Below are 21,931 nucleotides of genomic sequence, written 5' to 3' on the forward strand. Positions count from 1 at the left end.
CACCCGTCCCGCCCTGCGGGACGCCTGCCCACAACGGGGACGTCGGGACGCCTGCCCACAACAGTCGCCTACGGCCTCGCGGCAGTGATCGCGTGTGTTTCTCTCGCGTGGACCCTTTGGTACGGGATCGCCGAGAGGCCCGTCGCGCTTGCTTTTGGGGTGATGATCGGGCTCGGGGAGCTGGCCCGGTGGGGGAGTGGGAGGCAGCGGGAGCCCGCGCCGCTGGGGGCCGCGGGGGCCCTGGCGTACGCACTGCTCGGGCAGAACGCCGGGACGGCCACGCACCACGGCGCGCCCCAGGTGATCGCCGTGGTCGTCGCGGCAGCCCTCGTGGGAGCCGTACCGCACGTGGCGCTCGGCCGCGGGCCCACACCCGACCAGATGGCGCGGCGCGTACTGACCGTCGCGTTCGCCGCCGTCTGCTTCCAACCCCTCTACAACTCCGGCAAGTTGAAGGACTGGGCAGGCCACGGCCCCTGGTACGCGCTCGTCATCGTCGCCCTGCTCGTCCTCACCGCGCTCTGCGACGCCGTCCTCGCCGCCGCGATGGCCCACGCCCGCACCCGCTGGCCGTTCGGCCCCCTGCTCCGCGACGAACTGCGGGCCATGCTCGGCATCGGCTCCGCCGTCTGCGCCACCGGGGCCGTGATGGCGCTCGCGGTCGCCGTGGCGGGACTGTGGGCGCTGCCCGTGTTCAGCCTCCCGCTGCTCCTCACCCAGCTGGCCTTCCGGCGGTACGCGGCGGTGCGGGCCACCTACCGGCAGACCATCGCCTCGCTTGCCAGGGCCACCGAGATCGCCGGATACACCCCGCAGGGCCACGCCCACCGAGTCGCCGGGCTCAGCTTGGCCGTCGGGCGCGACCTCGGGCTCACCGGACCCGACCTCACCGTCCTCGAGTACGCGGCGCTGATGCACGACATCGGCCAGCTGTCCCTCGTCGACCCCGTCCCCGAGGGCGCCACCGCCGCCCTGCCGGAGGCGCAGCAGCGCCGAATAGCCCTGCTCGGCGGCGCGGTCGTACGGCAGACCGGGGTGGACTCCGCGGTCGCCGTCGTCGTGGAGCGCCAGGCCGACCCGTACCGCGATCAGCCGCTCACGGCGCGTATTGTGCGCACCGCGAACGCGTACGACGAGATGGCGCGGGGAGAAGGACCATCGGGGGCCCTCGGGGGGCCGCTCAACGCCTTGGAGCGGCTGCGTCTGGCCACCGGCCACGACTATCAGCCCGAGGTCGTGGAGTCCCTGGCGAGGGTGGTGTCGCGGGGTGGCCTTAGCTCGCCCCCGGCTGGGTAACCCATGGGTAATGAGCGGCTGTCCGACCGTACGTGGTTGGATGCGAAGAAGAGGGTGCACGGGGGCATCGACCCGACGCCGCGCCCTCATCAGATGGGACTTCCGACAAATCGTGACAGGCGGGAATCAGGCGGGAATCGTGAGGATCTTCGGCAAGGGACGGCACCGGCCCTCCGCCTCATGGCGGCAGGCGACCGACCGCGCGTTCACGCTGATCGGCGACGGCCGGTACGAGGACGCGGGGGCGCTGCTCACGCGTGCGGCGGATCTGGAGCCGTGGCTGTCCGAGTCCTGGTTCAACCTCGCTCTGCTGCACAAGTTCCGGCACGACTGGGAGCAGGCGCGGGCCGCGGGGCTGCGGGCCGTCGCGCTCCTGGACCGCTCGGCGGGTGCCCCGGACTGGTGGAACGTGGGCATCGCGGCGACCGCGCTCCAGGACTGGCCGCTGGCCCGCCGCGCCTGGCAGGCGTACGGCCTGCGGGTGCCCGGCGGGGTGGCCGCGTCCGGCGAGCCGACGGGCATGGAGCTGGGCAGCGCGGCCGTCCGGCTCTCCCCGGAGGGCGAGGCCGAGGTGGTGTGGGGCCGCAGGCTGGATCCCGCGCGCATCGAGGTGCTGTCCATCCCGCTGCCCTCCTCCGGGCGCCGCTGGGGCGAGGTCGTGCTGCACGACGGCGTCCCGCACGGCGAGCGGACGACGGCGGCCGGACACTCGTATCCCGTGTTCGACGAGATCGAGCTGTGGGCGCCCTCGCCCGTGCCGACCTGGGTGGTCCTCCTGGAGGCCGCCACCGAGGACGACCGGGACGCGCTGGAGCAGCTCGCGGCCGACGCGGGCTTCGCCGCCGAGGACTGGTCGTCCTCCGTGCGGCTGCTGTGCCGCATGTGCTCCGAGTCGCGGATGCCGAGCGACGAGGGCGACGGCGAGCACCTGGACCCGCACGACCACAGCGAGCCGGGCCATCCGGGCCCGCTCGGCCACCGCAGCCCGGGCGCGATCTGGGTGCCGGAGCGGGAGTGCGGCATCGCGGCGCCGGCCGCCCTGGTGCGCGGGCTCCTCGACAGCTGGGTGGCGGACAGCCCGGACTCGCGGGACTGGCGGGATCTCGAAGAGGTCTGCTGACCCGAGGAGGTCCGCCGACCCGAGGAGGCGCGGCCGCACTTCGCCGTAGGCTGTACCGGCACAAACTCTTGAGGGTTTCACGGAAGGCTTACGGCGGACATGGCGCAGGACACTGAGCAGCAGGCCTCCGGCGGGGTGCTCCCCGTCGACGACGAGGGCTTCGTCATCGACACGGAGGACTGCGAGGAGCGCGAGACGGCCTATCGCGAGCGCGGCACGTCCCGGCCGATCACGGTCGTCGGCAACCCGGTCCTGCACAAGGAGTGCAAGGACGTCACCGCCTTCGACGACGAGCTGGCCAAGCTGGTCGACGACATGTTCGCCAGCCAGCGCACCGCGCAGGGCGTCGGCCTCGCCGCCAACCAGATCGGCGTCGACCTGAAGGTCTTCGTCTACGACTGCATGGACGACCAGGGCGTGCGCCACGTCGGCGTCGTCTGCAACCCGGTCCTGCGCGAGCTGCCCGCCGACCAGCGCCGCCTCGACGACTCGGGCGAGGGCTGCCTCTCCGTGCCGACCGCCTATGTCGACCTGGCCCGCCCGGACTACGCCGAGGTGACCGGGCAGGACGAGAAGGGCAACCCCATCAAGGTGCGCGGCGGTGGCTACTTCGCGCGCTGCCTCCAGCACGAGACGGACCATTTGTACGGCTACCTGTACATCGACCGCCTCTCCAAGCGGGAGCGCAAGGACGCGCTGCGCCAGATGGCGGAGGGCACGCCGCGCTACCCCGTGGTGCCCAACGACTGACGCACGCGCCGCCTGAGCGGCGCGGGAACCAAGTGACACCAGCGGCCCCTGGTCGGGAACTCCACCCCGGCCAGGGGCCGTTGGCGTAAGCCGCTCACCAGTGCGAGCAAAACCGGCTGTTGAAGATCCATAATCAGTCACGTACGGGGATGTTCTCAGCACTGGGGGGTAGTGAATGGCGCAAAACTGTTCCCTGAACGGTCAGTTGTGGTGCTGAATGGAAAGCGACGCGGGGATACGCAACGGCGCGCGCCCGGCACGGGGGAGGGGCGTGTGCCGCCCAGGCGGCTGAAAGGGGTTTGTCCGTGCCTGCATATTCCGGAAGCACTTCACAGACACAGCCACACACTCAGGTGGTATCTGTCCCACCGGCTCTGACCGTTCCAGTGATCGAGGCAGATTTTCCTCGCCGTCTGCACCCGTATTGGCCAAAGCTTCAGGAGAAGTCCAGGTCCTGGCTGCGCGAAATGCGGCTCATGCCGCCGGACAAGGTCGAGCGGTACGCGGACAGCCTCTGCTACACCGACCTGGTGGCGGGCTACTACATTGGCGCGCCGGACGAGTTGCTCACCGCGATAGCGGATCTCAGCAGCTGGTTCTTCGCCTGGGACGACCGGCACGACAGGGACTCGGTGCACGGCAGGGCGGCGCAGTGGCGGTGGCTCTGCCGCGGCCTGCACGGCGCCCTCGACGAACCCCGGCAGTACCTCCACCACCGCGACCCCCTGGTCGCCGGGTTCGCGGACTGCGTCCGCCGCCTGTACGGCTTCCTCGGCCCCAGCTGGAACGCCAGGTTCGCCCGCCACTTCCACCCCGTGATCGAGGCGTACGACCAGGAGTTCAGAAACCGGCGCAGCGGCACGGTCCCCACCGTCGAGGCGTACGTGGAGCTGCGCCGCCTCACCTTCGCGCACTGGGCGTGGATCGACCTGCTCGAACCCACCGCGCGCCACGAACTGCCGCGCGTCATAAGGAAACACCCCGCGTACCGCGACGCGGCCCTCGCGACCCAGGACTTCTCGGCCTGGTACAACGACCTGTGTTCACTCCCCAAAGAACTGGCGGGAGACGAACTGCACAATCTCGGGATAAGCCTCATCCACCACGAGGGGCTGACGCTCGAACAGGCCGTACGGGAAGTCCACCGGCGGGTCACCCAATGCGTCGCGGATTTCCTCGAAGCCGAGAAGGAAGTGCTGCTGCTCGCCGACCAACTGTCCGACGGAACCGCGGAGGGAAAGAAACTCGCGGACACGGTGAAATCCTGCGTCTTCAATATGCGGAACTGGTTCTCTTCCGTGTACTGGTTCCATCACGAATCCGGCCGCTATCGGGTGGACAGCTGGGACGACCGGTCCATTCCCCCGTATGTGACGGAAGCTGCCCTGGCGGAAAACGAACTGGTGGGTGAGGAATGAGCGTCGAATCCGCGATACCCGTCCCGGCCGCGTCAGGACCCGGCCCGCTGCGCACCCCGCCGCTCGTCAAGGGCGGCGCCCCCCTGCTCGGCCACGCCTGGAACCTCGTGCGCGATCCGCTCGGCTTCCTCTCGGCGCTGCGCGACCACGGGGATCTCGTACGGATCAGGCTGGGGCCCAGGACGGCGTACGCGGTCTGCGACCCGGAGCTGGTCGGCGCCCTCCTCAAGCGCCCCGAGTTCATCGTCGGCGGGCCGCTCTGGGAGACCCTGGAAGTGCTCCTCGGCAAGGGCGTGGCGACCAGCAACGGCAAGCTGCACCGGCGCCAGCGGCGGATGATGCAGCCCGCGTTCCGGCCCGAGCGGATCGCCGACTACGCCAAGGTGATGGAGGAGGAGGCGCGGGCGACGGCGGCCCGCTGGAACCCCGGGGCGACGGTCGACGTGAGCGCGGAGATGTTCCGCACGGCCGTGCGCATCGTCTCGCGCTCGCTCCTGGAGGTGGAGTCGATCGGCGAGAAGGCCGACCGCATCGCCGACTCGCTGCACACCGTCTTCCAGGGCCTCTACCGCCGGATGGTGCTCTCGGTCGGACCGCTCTACCGCGTGCCGACGCCCGCCAACCGGCGCTTCGAGAGCGCGCTCGCCGACCTGCACGCGCTCGTCGACGAGATCATCGCGGAGCGCCGCTCGGCGGGACCCGGCGGGCCGGACGACCTGCTGGCGGAATTGCTGCGGGCCACGGACGAATCCGGGGCGCCCATAGCCGACCAGGAGATCCACGACCACGTGGTTTCCCTCGTCGTCGCCGGAGCGGAGAATGTCGCGTCGACATTGGCGTGGACCTTCCAGCTGCTCACCGAACACCCCGAGCAGGAAAGGCGGTTGGTTGAAGAAGTAAATTCCGTGGCAAGGGACCGCGCGATCACATTCGCCGATCTGGGCGCCCTGCCGCACCTCCGCAATGTCATCACGGAGGCCATGCGCATACGACCTGCCGCCTGGATATTCACGCGCCGGTCCGTCGCCGCGACCGAACTGGGCGGCTATCGCATTCCGGCCGGTGCGGACATCGTCTACAGCGTGTACGCGATGCAGCGCGACCCGCGTTCCTTCGAGCGGCATCTGGAGTTCGACCCGGACCGCTGGAAACCGGAACGCGCCGCCGACGTACCGGAGTTCGCGATGATGCCGTTCAGCGTCGGCAACCGAAAGTGCCCCGGGGACCACTTCAGCCTGGCCGAACTGGCCCTGATCCTGGGGACGGTGGTCCCGAAGTGGCGCCTGGCGCCGGTCGCGGAGACCGACGCCGGCACCCGCGTCGGGATCACCCTGCACCCCAAGCGCCTCGTCCTGCGGGCCGAACCGCGCTGAGGGGGCCGCCGTGCCCCGGTGTGTCCGCCCCGCCCCCCGTGACGGGGCGGACACACACGCTCCTGGAACACGCTCCTGGAGAACGCTCCTAGAACTCGTCGTCGAAGGAGACCGACCCCTCGACGGCGACCTGGTAGGCCGAGGGCCGCCGCTCGAAGAAGTTGGTCAGCTCCTGCACGCCCTGCAGCTCCATGAAGGAGAACGGGTTCTCCGAGCCGTAGACCGGCGCGAAGCCGAGGCGCTGGAGGCGCTGGTCGGCGACGCACTCCAGGTAGGCGCGCATCGAGTCGGTGTTCATGCCCGGCAGACCGTCGCCGCACAGATCGCGGGCGAACTGCAGCTCGGCCTCGACGGCCTCCTTCAGCATGTCCGTGACCTGCGTCTGGAGCGCGTCGTCGAACAGCTCGGGCTCCTCCTTGCGGACCGTGTCCACCACGTCGAAGGCGAAGCTCATGTGCATCGTCTCGTCGCGGAACACCCAGTTCGTGCCGGTCGCGAGGCCGTGCAGCAGGCCCCGGCTGCGGAACCAGTAGACGTAGGCGAACGCCCCGTAGAAGAAGAGGCCCTCGATGCACGCGGCGAAGCAGATGAGGTTGAGCAGGAAGCGGCGGCGGTCGGCCTGGGTCTCCAGGCGGTCCAGCTTCTCGACCGAGTCCATCCACTTGAAGCAGAACTGCGCCTTCTCGCGGATCGAGGGGATCTCCTCCACCGCGTCGAACGCGGCCGCCCGGTCCTCGGGGTCGGGCAGATACGTGTCGAGCAGCGTCAGATAGAACTGGACGTGCACGGCCTCCTCGAAGAGCTGACGGCTCAAGTACAGCCGCGCCTCGGGGGAGTTGATGTGCTTGTAGAGCGTGAGCACCAGGTTGTTGGAGACGATCGAGTCACCGGTCGCGAAGAACGCGACCAGCCGGCCGATCAGGTGCTGCTCCTCGGGCGTCATCTTCGCCAGGTCGGCGACGTCCGAGTGGAGGTCGACCTCCTCCACCGTCCAGGTGTTCTTGATCGCGTCCCGGTAGCGCTCGTAGAAGTCCGGGTAGCGCATGGGGCGCAGGGTCAGCTCGAAGCCCGGGTCGAGGAGGTTCTTCTCGGAGTTGGTGGTGCTGGACATTACTGGCAGGCCTCGCAGGACTCGGGGTTTTCCAGGGAGCAGGCGACGGCCTCTTCGGCCGTGACCTGCGCGGGGACGGGAGCGGCGGTGGCGTTCGAACCGCCGGCCGCGCGGGCGATGCGGGTGGCGGGGCGCGAGCGCAGGTAGTACGTGGTCTTCAGGCCCCGCTGCCAGGCGTAGGCGTACATCGAGGAGAGCTTGCCGATGGTCGGCGTCTCCAGGAAGAGGTTGAGCGACTGCGCCTGGTCGAGGAAGGGCGTGCGCGCGGCCGCCATGTCGATCAGGCCGCGCTGCGGGATCTCCCACGCCGTGCGGTACAGCGCGCGGACCTCCTCGGGGATCCAGCCGAAGCCCTGCACCGAGCCGTTGGCCTCGCGCAGCGCCTCGCGGGTCTGCGCGTCCCAGACGCCGAGCCGCTTCAGCTCCTGCACCAGATAGGCGTTGACCTGGAGGAACTCACCGCTGAGCGTCTCGCGCTTGAAGAGGTTGGAGACCTGCGGCTCGATGCACTCATACACACCCGCGATGGACGCGATGGTGGCGGTCGGCGCGATGGCGAGCAGCAGCGAGTTGCGCATGCCGGTCGCGGCGATACGTTCCCGCAGGGCCGCCCACCGCTGCGGCCAGGTCAGCTCGACGCCGTAGTGGTCGGGGTGGAGCACGCCGCGCGCGGTGCGGGTCTTCTCCCAGGCGGGCAGCGGGCCGTGGCGCTCGGCGAGGCCGGCCGATGCCTCGTACGCGGCGAGCATGATCCGCTCGGCGATACGGGTGGAGAGGGCGCGCGCCTCGGGGGAGTCGAAGGGCAGCTTCAGCTGGAAGAAGACGTCCTGCAGGCCCATCGCGCCGAGACCCACCGGGCGCCACTTGGCGTTGGAGCGCCCGGCCTGCTCGGTCGGGTAGAAGTTGATGTCGACGACGCGGTCGAGGAAGGTGACGGCGGTGCGGACGGTCTCGTCCAGACGCTCCCAGTCGATGTCGCCGCTCGCCTGGTCCACGAACGCCCCGAGGTTCACCGAGCCGAGGTTGCAGACCGCCGTCTCGCCGTCGTCGGTCACCTCCAGGATCTCCGTGCAGAGGTTCGAGGAGTGCACGGTGTGGCCGGGCTCGGCGGTCTGGTTGGCGGTGCGGTTGGCGGCGTCCTTGAACGTCATCCAGCCGTTGCCGGTCTGCGCGAGGGTGCGCATCATGCGGCCGTACAGGTCGCGGGCCGGGATGGTCTTCTTCGCGAGGCCGGCGGCCTCCGCGGCGCGGTAGGCGGCGTCGAACTTTTCGCCCCACAGGTCGACCAGCTCGGGCACGTCGGCCGGGGAGAACAGCGACCAGTCCTGGTCGGCGGCGACCCGGCGCATGAACTCGTCCGGGATCCAGTGCGCGAGGTTGAGGTTGTGCGTGCGGCGCGCGTCCTCACCGGTGTTGTCGCGCAGCTCCAGGAACTCCTCGATGTCGGAGTGCCAGGTCTCCAGGTAGACGGCGGCCGCGCCCTTGCGCCGGCCGCCCTGGTTCACGGCGGCGACCGAGGCGTCCAGGGTCTTCAGGAACGGCACGATGCCGTTCGAGTGCCCGTTCGTGCCCCGGATCAGCGAACCCCGGGAACGGATGCGCGAGTACGAGAGTCCGATGCCGCCCGCGTGCTTGGAGAGCCGCGCGACCTGGTGGTAGCGGTCGTAGATCGAGTCCAGCTCGTCCAGCGGGGAGTCGAGGAGGTAGCAGGAGGACATCTGGGGGTGCCGGGTGCCGGAGTTGAAGAGCGTCGGCGAGGACGGCAGATAGTCCAGGCGGCTCATCAGGCGGTACAGCGAGGCGACCTCGTCGAGCGCGCGCTCGCTGCCGTCCTCCGCGAGGCCGCTCGCCACGCGCAGCATGAAGTGCTGCGGGGCCTCGATGACCTGACGGGTGATCGGGTGGCGCAGCAGATAGCGGCTGTGCAGGGTGCGCAGTCCGAAGTACTCGAAGCGGAAGTCGGCGCCGTCGGCGAGCGCGGCCTCCACCAGCGCGTCGAGCCGGGCCGCGTGCTCGGTCACGAAGGACGCCGTGCGGTCGGCGATCAGGCCCTCGCGGTGGCCGACGGCGACGGAGTCGGTGAAGGAGCGCACGCCCTGCGTGGCCGCCTCCTCGCGGATGCCGATCGACAGGAGCCGGGCCGCCAGCTTGGAGTACGCCGGGTCCTCGGAGATGAGCCCCGCCGCCGCCTCGGTGGCCAGCTCCCGCAGCTCCGACTCGTCGGCGCGCGCCGAGCGGCCGCGCAGCGCGGCGGCGGCGACCCGGCCGGGGTCGGCGTCGGGGAGGTCGGCGGTGAGGTCGGTCAGGGTGCGCAGCAGCGCGGCCCCTGGCCCGTCGGTTCCTTCGGCACCCTGGGCGGTGGGCGTCGACGGCGCTGACGCGGGTTCGGCGGGCGCGATGGTCACGTGGGGCACTCCCTCGCTCGGCTCTGGGCCAGGGGGAGGGAAGGGGCGCACACGGGCGCACCCGGGCAGGGCGGCGTACCGCGTCCACCGGCCCACTCCACGAGGCCCGGACGGTCGGCACCCGGGCCGGATGGCTCGGGCGCACTGTCGGCAGGTCCTCGGACTCCGCGTACGCCAAAGACGTACACATGCACCGTTGCGGGACAGTTCCGGACTTGCACCGGATTCCCCTGCGGCGACAGCGAGCACGAGCATACATCTTGTGCCGGGCCTCTGAAGCGGACCCACATCTTGTGTCGGCTCGCGGAGTGGTGGCTAAAGCTTCAGCGGGTATGGCTGGAGTTTCAGAGCGTACGGCTAGAGCTTCAGCGCGTACGTCAGCAGTGGCACCGTCTCGATCGGCCGCCAGTCGCGCTCAGGCGTCCGTACGAAGCCGAGGCGCTCGTACAGCCGGTGGGCGGCGTGCATGGACGTCTGCGTGGACAGTACGAGCGAGGCGCGGCCCGCTTCCTTGGCGCGTCGCACGCACTCCCGTACGAGCGCTTCGCCGACGCCCCGGCCGCGTGCCTCGGGGGAGGTGGCGAGCATCCGTATCTCCGCGTCGTTCACGCCCGCGATGTCGGCCATCGGCCCGCCGGAGGGGACGTAGGTGACGCCGCCGAGCACCTTTCCCGCGTCCTCGGCGACGAGGATCTCGGCGTGCGCCGCGCGTCCCGGCACGTCCCGCAGCACGGCGAGGTAGGGGTCGTCCTCCCCGAAGTCCAGGTGGCCGTCGGCGAGATAGGCCTGCGCGGTGAGGGCGCTCAGCGCCTCGTACTCCTCGGGTCGTGCTTCTCTGATCGTGATGTCCATGCGGCGCAGTGTGCAACACGAGTACGACGGAGGGCCGCCGATTTTTCACGACGGAGGGCCGCCGACTTTCCGGCGGCCCTCCGCTGCGGCGGCGAGTGGGTCAGTGCCCGGCGCCCGCGGTCGCCTTGGGCAGCTCCTCCATGACGCCGGGGTCGCCCGCGTCCGCGGTGTAGTCCCCGGGAGAGGTCTCGTCGATGCCCTCCGGGGCCTTCAGCGCCTTCAGGGCGAAGGTGAGGACCACGGTGACGATCACGTTCAGGACGAAGGCGGTGAGGCCGATGTAGCCGATCTCACCGATGCCCGGGATCGTATCGGAGGATCCGCCGAAGTGCTTCTGCGTCGGCGAGGCGACGCCGTACGCGGCCAGCGTGCCGTAGACCATGCCGACCGCCCAGCCCGCGAGCAGCGCCCAGCGGTGGAACCAGCGCGTGAACAGGCCGCCGACCAGCGCGGGCATCGTCTGCAGGATCCAGATGCCGCCCAGGAGCTGGAAGTTGATCGCGACGGTCTTGTCCATGGTGAGGACGAAGGCGAGCGCGCCGACCTTCACCAGCAGCGAGACCAGCTTGGAGACCTTGGTCTCCTGCGCGGGCGTCGCGTCGGGCCTGATGAAGTCCTTGTAGATGTTGCGGGTGAAGAGGTTCGCGGCCGCGATCGACATGATGGCCGCCGGGACCAGCGCGCCGATGCCGATGGCCGCGAACGCCACGCCAGTGAACCAGTCGGGGAACATGTCCTCGAACAGCTGCGGGATCGCCAACTGGCCGTTCTCCACCTTGATCCCCGCCGCGATCGCCATGAAGCCGAGCAGCGCGAGCAGGCCCAGCATCAGCGAGTACAGCGGCAGGATCGTGGTGTTGCGGCGGATCACGTCACGGCTCTTGGAGGAGAGCGTCGCCGTGATCGAGTGCGGGTACATGAAGAGCGCGAGGGCCGAGCCGAGCGCGAGCGTCGCGTACGTCCACTGTCCGGCCTCGGCGGGCGCGAGGGCGCCGCGCGGCTTGTCGGTCGCCGGGTTGGTCTGCGCGAAGGCGTCGCCCGCCTTGGCGAAGATGTCGTCGAAGCCGCCGAGCTTGATCGGGATGTAGATGATCGCCACGACGATGACGAGGTAGATCAGCCCGTCCTTCACGAACGCGATCAGCGCGGGCGCGCGCAGCCCCGACGAGTAGGTGTACGCGGCGAGCACCGCGAAGGCGATCAGGAGCGGCAGGTCCTTGATGAACCAGTTGGTGTCCGGGCCGCCGCCGACGCCCATGACGTCGAGGACAGCCTGGATGCCGACGAGTTGGAGCGCGATGTAGGGCATCGTCGCGAGGATGCCGGTGACCGCGACGGCCAGCGAGAGCCCCTTCGACCCGAAGCGGCCGCGCACGAAGTCGGAGGTCGTCACATAGCCGTGCTTGTGCGAGACCGACCACAGGCGCGGCAGGAAGGTGAAGATCAGCGGATAGACGAGGATCGTGTACGGCACCGCGAAGAACCCCGCCGCACCGGCCGCGTAGATCGCCGCGGGGACGGCCACGAACGTATACGCGGTGTAGAGGTCGCCGCCGAGCAGGAACCAGGTGACCCAGGTGCCGAACGACCGGCCGCCGAGGCCCCATTCGTCCAGGCTCTCGGTCTCGGCCTTGCGCCAGCGGGCGGCGAGGAAGCCCATGACGGTGACCGCTATGAAGAAGAAGATGAAGACGGCGAGCGCGACGCCGTTGACTCCGCCGTTCATGACCGCGCACCTTCCTTGCGGGCGCGCTGGTCACGCTGCCACAGCTTGTACGCGATCATCGTGAGCAGTGTCGAGATGAGCACCCAGAGCATCTGGTACCAGTAGAAGAACGGGATGCCGATGAAGGTCGGTTCGATCTTCGCGTACGAACCCACCCAGAGCATTGCCACGAAGGGTGCGACAAGGCAGGCTGCGATGACCACGCGGACCGGCGTGACCACCGGTCTGTTCACTTCAGGCGCATCTGACATGTCGCGGCTCCGTTCCCTCACTTATCCCATGCTTAACGTGCGGGAAATCTAAGCCACGGTCTCGGTGTATGGAACCCCTGTCCGCATAACGGACACATGTCGGAGGGGCCGAACTCCCTGCTCAGCAGCAGCGGAAGCCCTGGCGGGGATCCGACTCCTGACGGTCCGTCCGCATACGTTCGAACGCGCGGCGGCTGAGAACCGTCGCCGCCGGATGGTCCTTGCGTACATGCGCCACGTACCGCTCGTACGCCGACTCGTCGGTCAGTTCACGGACGTACCACCGCATCCAGCGCACACCCCGCAGCAGCCAGGTCATCGCGTCGGCTCCGCCTTCTCCAGCGCTTCCCGCTCCGCCAGGGCCTCCCGTTTCTCCTCCGGCGTCGGGAAGAGGCCGGCCGGCGCCGTCAACCTCGACTCCACGAAGGGCGCTTCGCTGAGCCGGGACGCCTCGGGGTCGCTGATGTGCCGGTAGCAGACCCGTGCCGCGTCGGCGATCACGATGACGATGAGCAGGGCGAGCACGGCCGAAAGGACGCCGTCCACCGTGGAGTTGGTGACGACGGTGTGCATGTCGTCCATGGACTTGGCGGGCGGCAGGACCTTGCCGTCGTCGATGGCGTCCTGGTAGATCGAGCGCTGGGTGAAGAACCCGACCCGCCGGTCGCCGGAGAAGACCTTCTGCCAGCTCGCGGTGAGCGTCACCGTCGCGTCCCAGGCGAGCGGGACCGCCGTGATCCAGGCCCACTTGAGGCGGCCGGACTTCACGAGCAGCGTGGTGCAGACGGTGAGGGCGACGGCGGCGAGGAGCTGGTTGGCGATGCCGAAGACCGGGAAGAGCTGGTTGATCCCGCCGAGCGGCTCGTGCACGCCCACCCACAGGAAGTAGCCCCAGAGGCCGGTGACGACCGCGCTGGTCAGGATGAGTCCCGGCTTCCAGCTCACGTTCCTGAAGGGCTTGTAGACGTTGCCGAGCATGTCCTGGAGCATGAAGCGGCCCACGCGCGTGCCCGCGTCGAGCGCGGTGAGGATGAAGAGCGCCTCGAACATGATCGCGAAGTGGTACCAGAAGGCCCGCATCGAGCCGCCGGTGACCTTCGAGAAGATCTCGGAGACACCGACCGCGAGCGTGGGCGCGCCGCCCGTGCGCGAGAGCAGCGAGGACTCCTCCACGTTCTTCGCGGCCTGGGCCAGCTCGGCGGGGGAGATGGAGTAGCCGAAGCCCGCGACCGCCTTCGACGCCTCCTGCACGGTGTCGCCGACGACACCCGCCGGCGCGTTCATCGCGAAGTACAGCCCCGGGTCGATGATCGACGCCGCGACGAGCGCCATGATCGCGACGGACGACTCCATCAGCATGGAGCCGTAGCCGATCATCCGGACCTGCGTCTCCTTCTGGATCATCTTCGGTGTGGTGCCCGAGGAGATCAGCGCGTGGAAGCCGGACAGGGCCCCGCACGCGATGGTGATGAAGACGAAGGGGAAGAGCGAGCCCGCGAAGACCGGCCCGTCGCCGCGCGAGGCGAAGTCGGTCACCGGGTCCATCCGCAGCGTCGGCAGGGTGACGAGGACGCCGACCGCGAGCAGCAGGATGGTGCCGATCTTCATGAAGGTGGAGAGGTAGTCGCGCGGCGCGAGCAGCATCCACACCGGCAGGATCGAGGCGACGAAGCCGTACGCGACCAGCCAGACGACCAGCGTCGAGGGCGCGAGGGTGAAGGTGTCCGCGAGCGAGGACTCGGCGACCCAGCGCCCGGCGACCAGCGCGATCAGCAGCAGCGCGATGCCGATGAGGGAGACCTCGCTGACCCGGCCCGGGCGCAGGACACGCAGGTAGAAGCCCATCAGCAGCGCGATCGGGATGGTCATCGCGATGGAGAAGGTGCCCCACGGCGACTCGGCGAGCGCGTTGACGATCACCAGGGCGAGCACCCCGAGCAGGATGATCATGATGGCGAAGGCGGCGAGCAGCGCGGCGGCCCCGCCGAAAGGACCGATCTCGTCCCGCGCCATCTGCCCGAGCGACTTGCCGTCGCGCCGCGTCGAGAAGAACAGCACGACCATGTCCTGCACGGCACCCGCGAAGATCACGCCGACGACGATCCAGATCGTCCCCGGCAAATACCCCATCTGGGCGGCGAGTACGGGCCCCACCAGCGGTCCCGCGCCCGCGATCGCCGCGAAGTGGTGGCCGAGCAGGACGCGGCGGTCGGTCGGGTGGTAGTCGATGCCGTTGTCGAGCCGTTCGGCGGGCGTGGCCCGGCGCGCGTCGACCCTCAGGACCCTGTACGCGATGAACTTGGAGTAGAAGCGGTACGCGATGGCGTACGAGCCGAGGGCCGCGGCCACCATCCAGGCGGCCGACACCTCCTCGTCGCGCGCGAGCGCCAGGACGGTCCAGCCCGCGGCGCCGACCAGCGCCACGACGGTCCAGACGGCGATGGATCGGGGATCTGCTCTGCGCACCGGGTCGTCCTCCCGTTCATCGTGCGATGACGTGCGTCATGCGCCGACGTGCGTCATGCGATGACGGGAGGAACGTAGAACAGGGAAGTGATCCGCGCCAGACCCCCGGGGCGCGGGTCAGTCCGTGGGGCGCTTGAGGCGGGCCACGAACTTGTAGCGGTCGCCGCGGTAGACCGAGCGGACCCACTCCACCGGCCGGCCCGCGGCGTCCAGCGAGTGCCGGGAGAGCAGCAGCATCGGCAGGCCGACGTCGGTGCCGAGCAGGCCCGCCTCGCGCGGGGTGGCCAGCGAGGTCTCGATGGTCTCCTCGGCCTCGGCGAGATGGACGTCGTACACCTCGGCGAGCGCGGTGTAGAGCGAGGTGTACTTGACCAGGGAGCGGCGCAGCGCGGGGAAGCGCTTGGCGGACAGGTGCGTGGTCTCGATGGCCATCGCCTCGCCGTTGGCCAGGCGCAGCCGCTCGATGCGCAGGACGCGGCTGCCCGCGCCGATGTCGAGCAGCCCGGCAAGGGTGTCGTCGGCGGTGATGTACCCGACGTCCAGGAGCTGGGAGGTCGGCTCCAGGCCCTGGGCCCTCATGTCCTCGGTGTACGAGGTGAGTTGGAGTGCCTGGGAGACCTTCGGCTTGGCGACGAAGGTGCCCTTGCCCTGGATGCGCTCGAGGCGCCCCTCGACGACCAGCTCCTGGAGGGCCTGGCGGACCGTGGTGCGCGAGGTGTCGAACTCGGCGGCGAGCGTGCGCTCCGGGGGGACGGGGGTGCCGGGCGGCAGCGTCTCCGTCATGTCGAGCAAGTGCCGCTTCAGGCGGTAGTACTTGGGCACGCGCGCCGTCCGGCCGACGGTCGGGGCCTCCGCGGCTGCGCCCGCGTCGGTCCCCGTACTGCCCGCTTCGGTGCCCATGGCCTGCCTTCCCGGCTCCTGTGCTGCTGCCGTCACCGGCTCCTCCGTCTGTCGCGGCTCACATCGTGGCACGGTACGGGCCATGGGGGCGCCCCCTGGTCGAGCGAAGTCGAGAGCTTGGGGGAAGGCCTTGCCCGCTCAGGTGTCGGTCCGATAACGGACGTGACAGCCCTTCTTATACACCCTTGACACCCCTAAAGGTCTAGGCCAAGCTCCCCGTACTGGTCTACACCATTAAAGACCAGGTTCCAGTCCCACGGGCAGATCTCGGTCCATTCGGTCGCTGCGGGTGGGGGGTTGACTGGCATCCCTTGAGGAGGGTGACGTGAAGCGCAAGCTCATAGCGGCCATCGGTGTCGCGGGCATGTTGGTCTCGGTCGCGGCCTGCGGCAGTGACGACGGGGACAAGAAGTCCGGCGGTGCCGACGGCTTCAAGGGCGAGACGCTGACGCTCTGGGCGATGGACGGTTCGACGCCGGACACGTGGCAGAAGGATGTCACGGCGGCCTTCGAGAAGAAGACCGGCGCGAAGCTGAAGTTCGAGGTCCAGCAGTGGAACGGCATCCAGCAGAAGCTGACCACGGCCCTCTCCGAGGAGAACCCGCCGGACGTCTTCGAGATCGGCAACACCCAGACCGCCGCGTACGCCAAGACGGGCGGCCTCGCCGAGCTGGGTGACCTCAAGGAGTCGATCGGTTCCGAGTGGACCGACTCCATGAACAAGGCCTCCGTCGTCGACGGCAAGCAGTACGCCGCCCCGTGGTTCGTCCTCAACCGCGTGGTGATCTACAACAAGAAGATCTGGGCCGAGGCCGGCATCAAGGACACCCCCAAGACCCGCGCCGAGTTCCTCAAGGACCTCAAGCAGATCGGCGAGAAGACCGACGCCGAGCCGATCTACATGCCGGGCCAGTTCTGGTACCACTTCGTCGGCCTGACCATCGGTGAGGGCGCCGAGCTGGTCAAGAAGGACGGCGACAAGTACGTCTCCAACCTCGGTGACCCCAAGGTCGCCAAGGCCATGAAGACCTACCAGGAGTTCCAGAAGCTCTCCAAGGCGCCCAAGAACAAGGACGAGGCCACGCCGCAGCAGGGCGAGGTCTTCGGCAAGGGCAAGACCGCCACGTTCATCGGCATGCCGTGGGAGGCCGACCTGGCCATCAAGGCCGACAAGAAGATCGAGAAGGACATCGGCTACTTCACGATCCCGGGCGCCACGGCGGACAAGCCCGAGGGCGTCTTCCTCGGCGGCTCCAACCTCGCCATCGCCGCGACCAGCAAGAAGCAGGAGCTGGCCAAGGAGTTCCTGAAGATCGCGCTGTCGGACAAGTTCGAGGGTCAGTTCGCCAAGGAAGGCGGCGTCATCCCCAACAAGGAGTCGCTGAAGTCCTCGCTCGCGGGCAACCCGGCCGCCAAGGCCATGTCCCCCGCCACCCCCGGCGGCGGCATCACGCCGCTGATCCCGGAGTGGGGCGCGGTCGAGAACCCGCCGAACCCGATCAAGAACTACATGACCGCGGTGCTCAACGGTAAGTCGCCCGCGGCCGCCGCCGAGCAGGTCGAGGGCGAGCTGAACAAGCGCCTTTCGCAGAAGCAGTAAGGACGCCTCCTCTCGCCGGGGGCGGCGGGTGAGATGCCCTCGCCGCCCCCGGCTCACCTCTGCGTTCCGCGCAGCCCACGCCTCTGCGTTCCGCGCAGCCCACGCCTCTGCGTACCGCGATGCCCACGAAAGAGATGGCGAGCATGACCGTGCAGAAGACCGAACGGCCGCCCTCCGGCCCGACGGAGGTGCAGACTCCGGACGGCGGACCACGACCACGTGGCCCGCGCAGGGGCCCAGGACGTCTCGCCGGCCTGACGCCCTATCTGCTCCTGGCCCCCGCGATCGTCGCCACCCTGCTGCTGCTCGGCTGGCCGCTGGTGACCAACGGGATGCTGTCGTTCCAGAACCTCAACATGAGGCAGTTCATTCTGCACCTCACGGAGTGGAACGGATTCGACAACTACAAGGAGGTCCTCACCGGCGAGGACTTCTGGCGGGTCACCGGCCGCTCGGTCGCCTTCACCGCGGCCAACGTCGTACTCATCATGATCCTCGGCATGCTGGTCGGCCTGCTCCTCGCCCGCCTCGGCCGCAAGATGCGCACGCTGCTCATGGTCGGACTCGTGCTGGCCTGGGCGATGCCCGTCGTCGCCTCGACCACCGTCTACCAGTGGCTGTTCGCACAGCGTTTCGGCGTCATCAACTGGGTACTCGCCAAGATCGGCTTCGAGTCGATGGCCGACCACGACTGGCTGGCCACGCAGTACTCGACCTTCTTCGTGGTGCTGCTCCTGATCGTCTGGCAGTCGATCCCCTTCGTGGCGATCAACCTCTACGCCGCCACGACGACCATCCCCAAGGAGCTGTACGAGGCCGCCTCGCTGGACGGCGCCGGCGCCTGGAAGCAGTTCACCTCGGTCACCATGCCGTACCTGCGCCCCTTCCTCTACGCCACGACGTTCCTGGAGATCATCTGGGTCTTCAAGGCGTTCGTGCAGGTCTTCACGCTCAACGAGGGCGGCCCTGACCGGCTCACCGAGATCCTGCCCGTCTACGCCTACATCGAGGGCATGGGCAACCAGCACTTCGGCATGGGCGCGGCGATCGCGCTGCTCACCATCGTCATCCTGCTGGCCATCACCTCGTACTACCTGCGGATCGTGCTCAAGCAAGAGGAGGACGAGCTGTGAAGCGCTCGCCGCTGGGCCGGATCTGGCCCAACCTGACCGCCGTCGTTCTCTTCCTGATCTTCGTCTTCCCCGTCTACTGGATGTTCGCGACGGCGTTCAAGCCGGCCGGCGACATCCTCAGCGAGGACCCGGTCTGGTTCCCGACCGACGCCACGCTCGAACACTTCAAGACGGCGATGGACGCCGACCACTTCTGGACGATGGTCGGCAACTCGATCACCGTCACGGCCGGCGCCGTCATCTTCTCGCTCATCATCGGCGTGACCGCGGCGTTCGCCCTCGCGCGGATGCGGTTCAAGGGGCGGCGCGGCTTCATCATCGGCTTCATGCTCGCCCAGATGGCGCCCTGGGAAGTCATGGTCATCGCGATCTACATGATCGTGCGCGACGCGGACATGCTGAACAGCCTGATCCCGCTCACCCTCTTCTACATGGTGATGATCCTGCCCTTCACCCTCCTCACGCTGCGCGGCTTCGTCGCCGCCGTGCCCAAGGAGCTCGAGGAATCCGCCATGGTCGACGGCTGCACGCGCATGCAGGCCTTCCGCCGGGTGATCCTGCCGCTGCTCGCGCCGGGCCTGATGTCGACCTCGCTCTTCGGCTTCATCACCGCCTGGAACGAGTTCCCGCTGGTCCTCGTGCTCAACAAGGAGGCCGAGGCCAAGACCCTGCCGGTGTGGCTCTCCAGCTTCCAGACCGCCTTCGGCGACGACTGGGGCGCCACGATGGCCGCGGCCTCGCTCTTCGCCCTCCCCATCCTGATCCTCTTCGTCTTCCTGCAGCGCAGGGCCGTCAGCGGCCTGGCCGATGGCGCAGTGAAGGGATAACGCCTGATGACGACACTTGCCACACCCGCCGGTGACACCCTCACCCGCAACGCCCTCGCCGTCCTCCAGCCCGGCTTCGACGGCACCACCGCACCGGAGTGGCTGCGCCGCAGGATCGGCGAAGGCCTCGCCTCCGTCGGCCTGTTCGGCCGCAACGTCGAGACCGCCGAGCAGGTCGCCGCCCTCACCGCGCAGCTGCGGGCCGAGCGCGACGACCTGCTGGTCGCCATCGACGAGGAGAGCGGCGACGTCACCCGTCTCGAGGTGCGCACCGGCTCCTCCTACCCGGGCAACCACGCACTCGGCGCCGTGGACGACACCGCGCTCACCCGTGACGTGGCCGCCGACCTCGGCCGCCGTCTGGCCGCCTGCGGCATCAACTTCAACTGGGCGCCCTCCGCCGACGTCAACGCCAACCCCGACAATCCCGTCATCGGCGTACGTTCCTTCGGCGCGGACCCTCTCCTCGTGGCCCGGCACACCGCCGCGTACATCGAGGGCATGCAGTCGTCCGGCGTCGCCACCTCCGCCAAGCACTTCCCGGGCCACGGCGACACGGCGATCGACTCGCACCACTCCGTGCCGGTCATCGACGTCGACCGGGACGTGCTGAACTCCCGCGACCTCGCGCCGTTCCGCGCCGCGCTCGCCGCCGGCACGCGGGCCGTGATGAGCGCCCACATCCTCGCCCCCGCCCTGGACCCGGAGAACCCCGGCACGGTCTCCCGCCGCATCCTCACCGACCTCCTGCGCGGGGAACTCGGCTACGACGGCCTGATCGTCACCGACGGCATGGACATGGAGGCCATCGCGGGCCGGTACGGCTTCGAGCGCGGCTGCGTCCTCGCCGTCGCCGCGGGCGCCGACGCGATCTGCGTGGGCGGCGGCCCCTCGGACGAGGGCACCGTCCTGCGACTGCGGGACGCCTTCGTCGCGGCGGTGCGCTCGGGCGAGCTGCCCGAGGAGCGTCTGGCCGACGCCGCGGACCGCGTGCGGGCGCTGGCGGGCTGGGCTTCCGTGTCGGGCGCGGCCGAGCGTTCGGGGGGCGCGCCCGACACCGGAATCGGCCTGGTCGCGGCCCGCCGCGCGCTGACGGTCACGCGCGGCGAGACCTACGCCGCCCCGGTCACCGAGGCGCCCTACGTCGCCACCTTCACCCCGCTCCCGAACATCGCGGTCGGCGACGAGACCCCGTGGGGCGTCACCGCCGAGCTGGCACGCCGGCTCCCCGGCACGGCATCGGGCAGCTTCTCCGGCACCACGGCGGGCGCGGAGGCCCTGGCGGCAGCGGGACAGCGCCGCATCATCGCGGTGGTCCGCGACGAACACCGCCACGCGTGGATGTCCTCGGCGGTACGCACCCTCGTGGCATCCCGCCCGGACACCGTGGTGGTGGAAATGGGCGTCCCCCAGTCCCCCCCGACCGGCTCCCTCCACATCGCGACGCGGGGCGCGGCCCGCGTCTGCGGCGAGGCGGCAGCGGAGATCATCACGGGCGCCTGACGCCCGATGGTTGGCGGTCGCCGGCTGATGGCTGACGGCCGTCGGCTGGTGGCCGACGACTGGTGGCTGGCGCCTGATGGGCGCCGGCTGACGCCGAAGACCGGCGGCCGCTGGCTTATGGCGGGCGCGAAGACTGAGGGCCGAGGGCTGATGGCTGGCGGCTGACGCCGAAGACCGGCAACCACTGGCTCAGGGCTGGCGCCGAAGACCGGCGGTCGCTGGCTGATGGCGGGCGGCCACCGGCGATACGACGAGGGGGGCGTACCCGGCCGGGTACGCCCCCCTCGTCATGAGCGGCGTGCGCTTACAGCCCCTGCCAGGCCGGCTTGTCCGCGTAGGTGTGCCGGAAGTAGTCCGCGAGCTTCAGCTTGGACGCGGCGGCCTCGTCGACGACGACCGTGGCATGCGGATGCAGCTGGAGCGCCGACGCCGGAACGACCGAGGCGACCGGCCCCTCCACCGTCGCCGCCACCGCGTCCGCCTTGCCCTCACCCGTGGCCAGCAGCACCAGGTGCCGCGCCTCCAGGATCGTCCCGATGCCCTGGGTGATGACGTGGTGGGGGACCTGCTCGATGTCCCCGTCGAAGAAGCGCGCGTTGTCCACCCGCGTCTGCTCGGTCAGCGTCTTGATGCGCGTACGAGAGGCGAGCGAGGAGCAGGGCTCGTTGAACCCGATGTGCCCGTCGGTCCCGATCCCCAGGAGCTGGAGGTCGACCCCACCGGCCTCGGCGAGCGCCTTGTCGTACGCCTCGCACGCCGCCTGCACGTCCTCGGCGCTGCCGTCGGGCCCCATGAAGGAGGCCTCGCTCAGCCCGAGCGGCTCGACGACCTCGCGCAGCACCACGGAGCGGTACGACTCGGGGTGCCCGACCGGCAGCCCCACATACTCGTCGAGCTGGCAGATCCGCGCCCGCGACGCGTCCACGGCACCGGCGGCGACCTTGGCGGCCAGCGCCTCATAGATGGGCAGGGGAGTGGATCCGGTGGCGACACCGAGCAGGGCGTCAGGCTTGCGGCGCACCAGGGCGGCCATGGCCTCCGCGATCAGCTCGCCGCCTGCCTTGGCGTCCGGGACGATGACAACTTCCACGCTGGGCCTGCCGATCTGGAGAGGGGACTCAAGAGGACTGGTGGTATAGACCAATCTAGCAGAGCCCCGCCATCAGAACACCAGTCCTCCCCCCGCTCCATGCTCCCCTC

At 69.6% G+C, this 21,931-nt stretch carries 18 protein-coding genes and 1 riboswitch; of the genes, 9 read left to right on the top strand and 9 right to left on the bottom strand.

All coding sequences use genetic code 11. The features are described from left to right. The first annotated feature begins 51 nt into the window (after window positions 1–51). From GKQ77_RS08825 to GKQ77_RS08845, 5 genes are all read left to right on the top strand, one after another. Window positions 52–1,296, top strand: coding sequence for an HD-GYP domain-containing protein (locus tag GKQ77_RS08825; protein ID WP_219688163.1), 1,245 nt, complete (start codon window positions 52–54; stop codon window positions 1,294–1,296). A gap of 139 nt (window positions 1,297–1,435) precedes the next feature. Next, window positions 1,436–2,416, top strand: coding sequence for a tetratricopeptide repeat protein (locus tag GKQ77_RS08830; protein WP_219688149.1), 981 nt, complete (start codon window positions 1,436–1,438; stop codon window positions 2,414–2,416). Between the two features lie 99 nt (window positions 2,417–2,515). After that, window positions 2,516–3,166: a peptide deformylase gene (def, locus tag GKQ77_RS08835; RefSeq protein ID WP_219688150.1), complete on the top strand. Its 651-nt coding sequence runs from the start codon at window positions 2,516–2,518 to the stop codon at window positions 3,164–3,166. Window positions 3,167–3,471: 305 nt separating this feature from the next. Further along, the gene (cyc1, locus tag GKQ77_RS08840; RefSeq protein WP_372459848.1) at window positions 3,472–4,584 is read left to right on the top strand and encodes an epi-isozizaene synthase; all 1,113 of its coding nucleotides are present in this window, start codon (window positions 3,472–3,474) and stop codon (window positions 4,582–4,584) included. Then, entirely contained in the window at window positions 4,581–5,957 is a 1,377-nt protein-coding gene (locus tag GKQ77_RS08845) for a bifunctional albaflavenone monooxygenase/terpene synthase (protein ID WP_219688152.1), read from the top strand. Before cyc1 ends, GKQ77_RS08845 begins: the two co-directional genes overlap by 4 nt. An 88-nt stretch (window positions 5,958–6,045) precedes the next feature. On the opposite strand, the gene GKQ77_RS08850 is transcribed toward GKQ77_RS08845, so the two are convergent. The 8 genes from GKQ77_RS08850 to GKQ77_RS08885 form a co-directional block, all read right to left on the bottom strand. Then, on the bottom strand, window positions 6,046–7,068 hold the full coding sequence (locus tag GKQ77_RS08850; protein ID WP_219688153.1) for a ribonucleotide-diphosphate reductase subunit beta: 1,023 nt from the start codon (window positions 7,066–7,068) through the stop codon (window positions 6,046–6,048). Then, entirely contained in the window at window positions 7,068–9,473 is a 2,406-nt protein-coding gene (locus tag GKQ77_RS08855) for a ribonucleoside-diphosphate reductase subunit alpha (RefSeq protein ID WP_219688154.1), read from the bottom strand. The genes GKQ77_RS08850 and GKQ77_RS08855 overlap by 1 nt, the downstream gene beginning before the upstream one ends. A 132-nt stretch (window positions 9,474–9,605) precedes the next feature. Beyond that, a riboswitch (cobalamin riboswitch) is annotated at window positions 9,606–9,728 on the bottom strand. Window positions 9,729–9,830: 102 nt separating this feature from the next. Then, window positions 9,831–10,325 (bottom strand): GNAT family N-acetyltransferase, encoded by a 495-nt coding sequence (locus GKQ77_RS08860; RefSeq protein ID WP_219688155.1) that lies wholly within the window; start codon window positions 10,323–10,325, stop codon window positions 9,831–9,833. A 100-nt stretch (window positions 10,326–10,425) separates the two neighbouring features. Then, window positions 10,426–12,051 (bottom strand): monocarboxylate uptake permease MctP, encoded by a 1,626-nt coding sequence (gene mctP / locus GKQ77_RS08865; RefSeq protein ID WP_219688156.1) that lies wholly within the window; start codon window positions 12,049–12,051, stop codon window positions 10,426–10,428. Continuing rightward, window positions 12,048–12,302, bottom strand: coding sequence for a DUF3311 domain-containing protein (locus GKQ77_RS08870; RefSeq protein ID WP_125515027.1), 255 nt, complete (start codon window positions 12,300–12,302; stop codon window positions 12,048–12,050). The genes mctP and GKQ77_RS08870 overlap by 4 nt, the downstream gene beginning before the upstream one ends. A gap of 121 nt (window positions 12,303–12,423) precedes the next feature. Continuing rightward, window positions 12,424–12,621, bottom strand: a complete 198-nt coding sequence (locus GKQ77_RS08875) for a CstA-like transporter-associated (seleno)protein (RefSeq protein ID WP_125515028.1) — start codon at window positions 12,619–12,621, stop codon at window positions 12,424–12,426. Next, window positions 12,618–14,768: a carbon starvation CstA family protein gene (locus GKQ77_RS08880; protein ID WP_219688157.1), complete on the bottom strand. Its 2,151-nt coding sequence runs from the start codon at window positions 14,766–14,768 to the stop codon at window positions 12,618–12,620. The genes GKQ77_RS08875 and GKQ77_RS08880 overlap by 4 nt, the downstream gene beginning before the upstream one ends. A 117-nt stretch (window positions 14,769–14,885) precedes the next feature. Next, on the bottom strand, window positions 14,886–15,668 hold the full coding sequence (locus tag GKQ77_RS08885) for a GntR family transcriptional regulator (RefSeq protein ID WP_125517996.1): 783 nt from the start codon (window positions 15,666–15,668) through the stop codon (window positions 14,886–14,888). A gap of 325 nt (window positions 15,669–15,993) precedes the next feature. Between GKQ77_RS08885 and GKQ77_RS08890 the strand changes: the two genes are divergently transcribed. The 4 genes from GKQ77_RS08890 to GKQ77_RS08905 all read left to right on the top strand — a co-directional run bounded on the left by GKQ77_RS08890 (window position 15,994) and on the right by GKQ77_RS08905 (window position 20,731). Further along, a complete protein-coding gene (locus tag GKQ77_RS08890) occupies window positions 15,994–17,268 on the top strand; it encodes an extracellular solute-binding protein (RefSeq protein ID WP_219688158.1) in 1,275 nt (424 codons plus the stop codon). A 143-nt stretch (window positions 17,269–17,411) separates the two neighbouring features. Further along, window positions 17,412–18,401, top strand: coding sequence for a carbohydrate ABC transporter permease (locus GKQ77_RS08895; RefSeq protein ID WP_219688159.1), 990 nt, complete (start codon window positions 17,412–17,414; stop codon window positions 18,399–18,401). Then, window positions 18,398–19,228, top strand: coding sequence for a carbohydrate ABC transporter permease (locus GKQ77_RS08900; protein WP_219688160.1), 831 nt, complete (start codon window positions 18,398–18,400; stop codon window positions 19,226–19,228). The genes GKQ77_RS08895 and GKQ77_RS08900 overlap by 4 nt, the downstream gene beginning before the upstream one ends. A gap of 6 nt (window positions 19,229–19,234) precedes the next feature. Beyond that, entirely contained in the window at window positions 19,235–20,731 is a 1,497-nt protein-coding gene (locus tag GKQ77_RS08905; protein ID WP_219688161.1) for a glycoside hydrolase family 3 protein, read from the top strand. Window positions 20,732–21,035: 304 nt separating this feature from the next. Here GKQ77_RS08905 and nagB read toward each other — a convergent pair whose 3' ends face one another. Beyond that, a complete protein-coding gene (nagB, locus tag GKQ77_RS08910; RefSeq protein WP_219688162.1) occupies window positions 21,036–21,821 on the bottom strand; it encodes a glucosamine-6-phosphate deaminase in 786 nt (261 codons plus the stop codon). Window positions 21,822–21,931: the final 110 nt, after the last annotated feature.

Origin of the sequence: Streptomyces anatolicus, from assembly GCF_019400875.1 — a bacterium.
Classification (GTDB): domain Bacteria; phylum Actinomycetota; class Actinomycetes; order Streptomycetales; family Streptomycetaceae; genus Streptomyces; species Streptomyces anatolicus.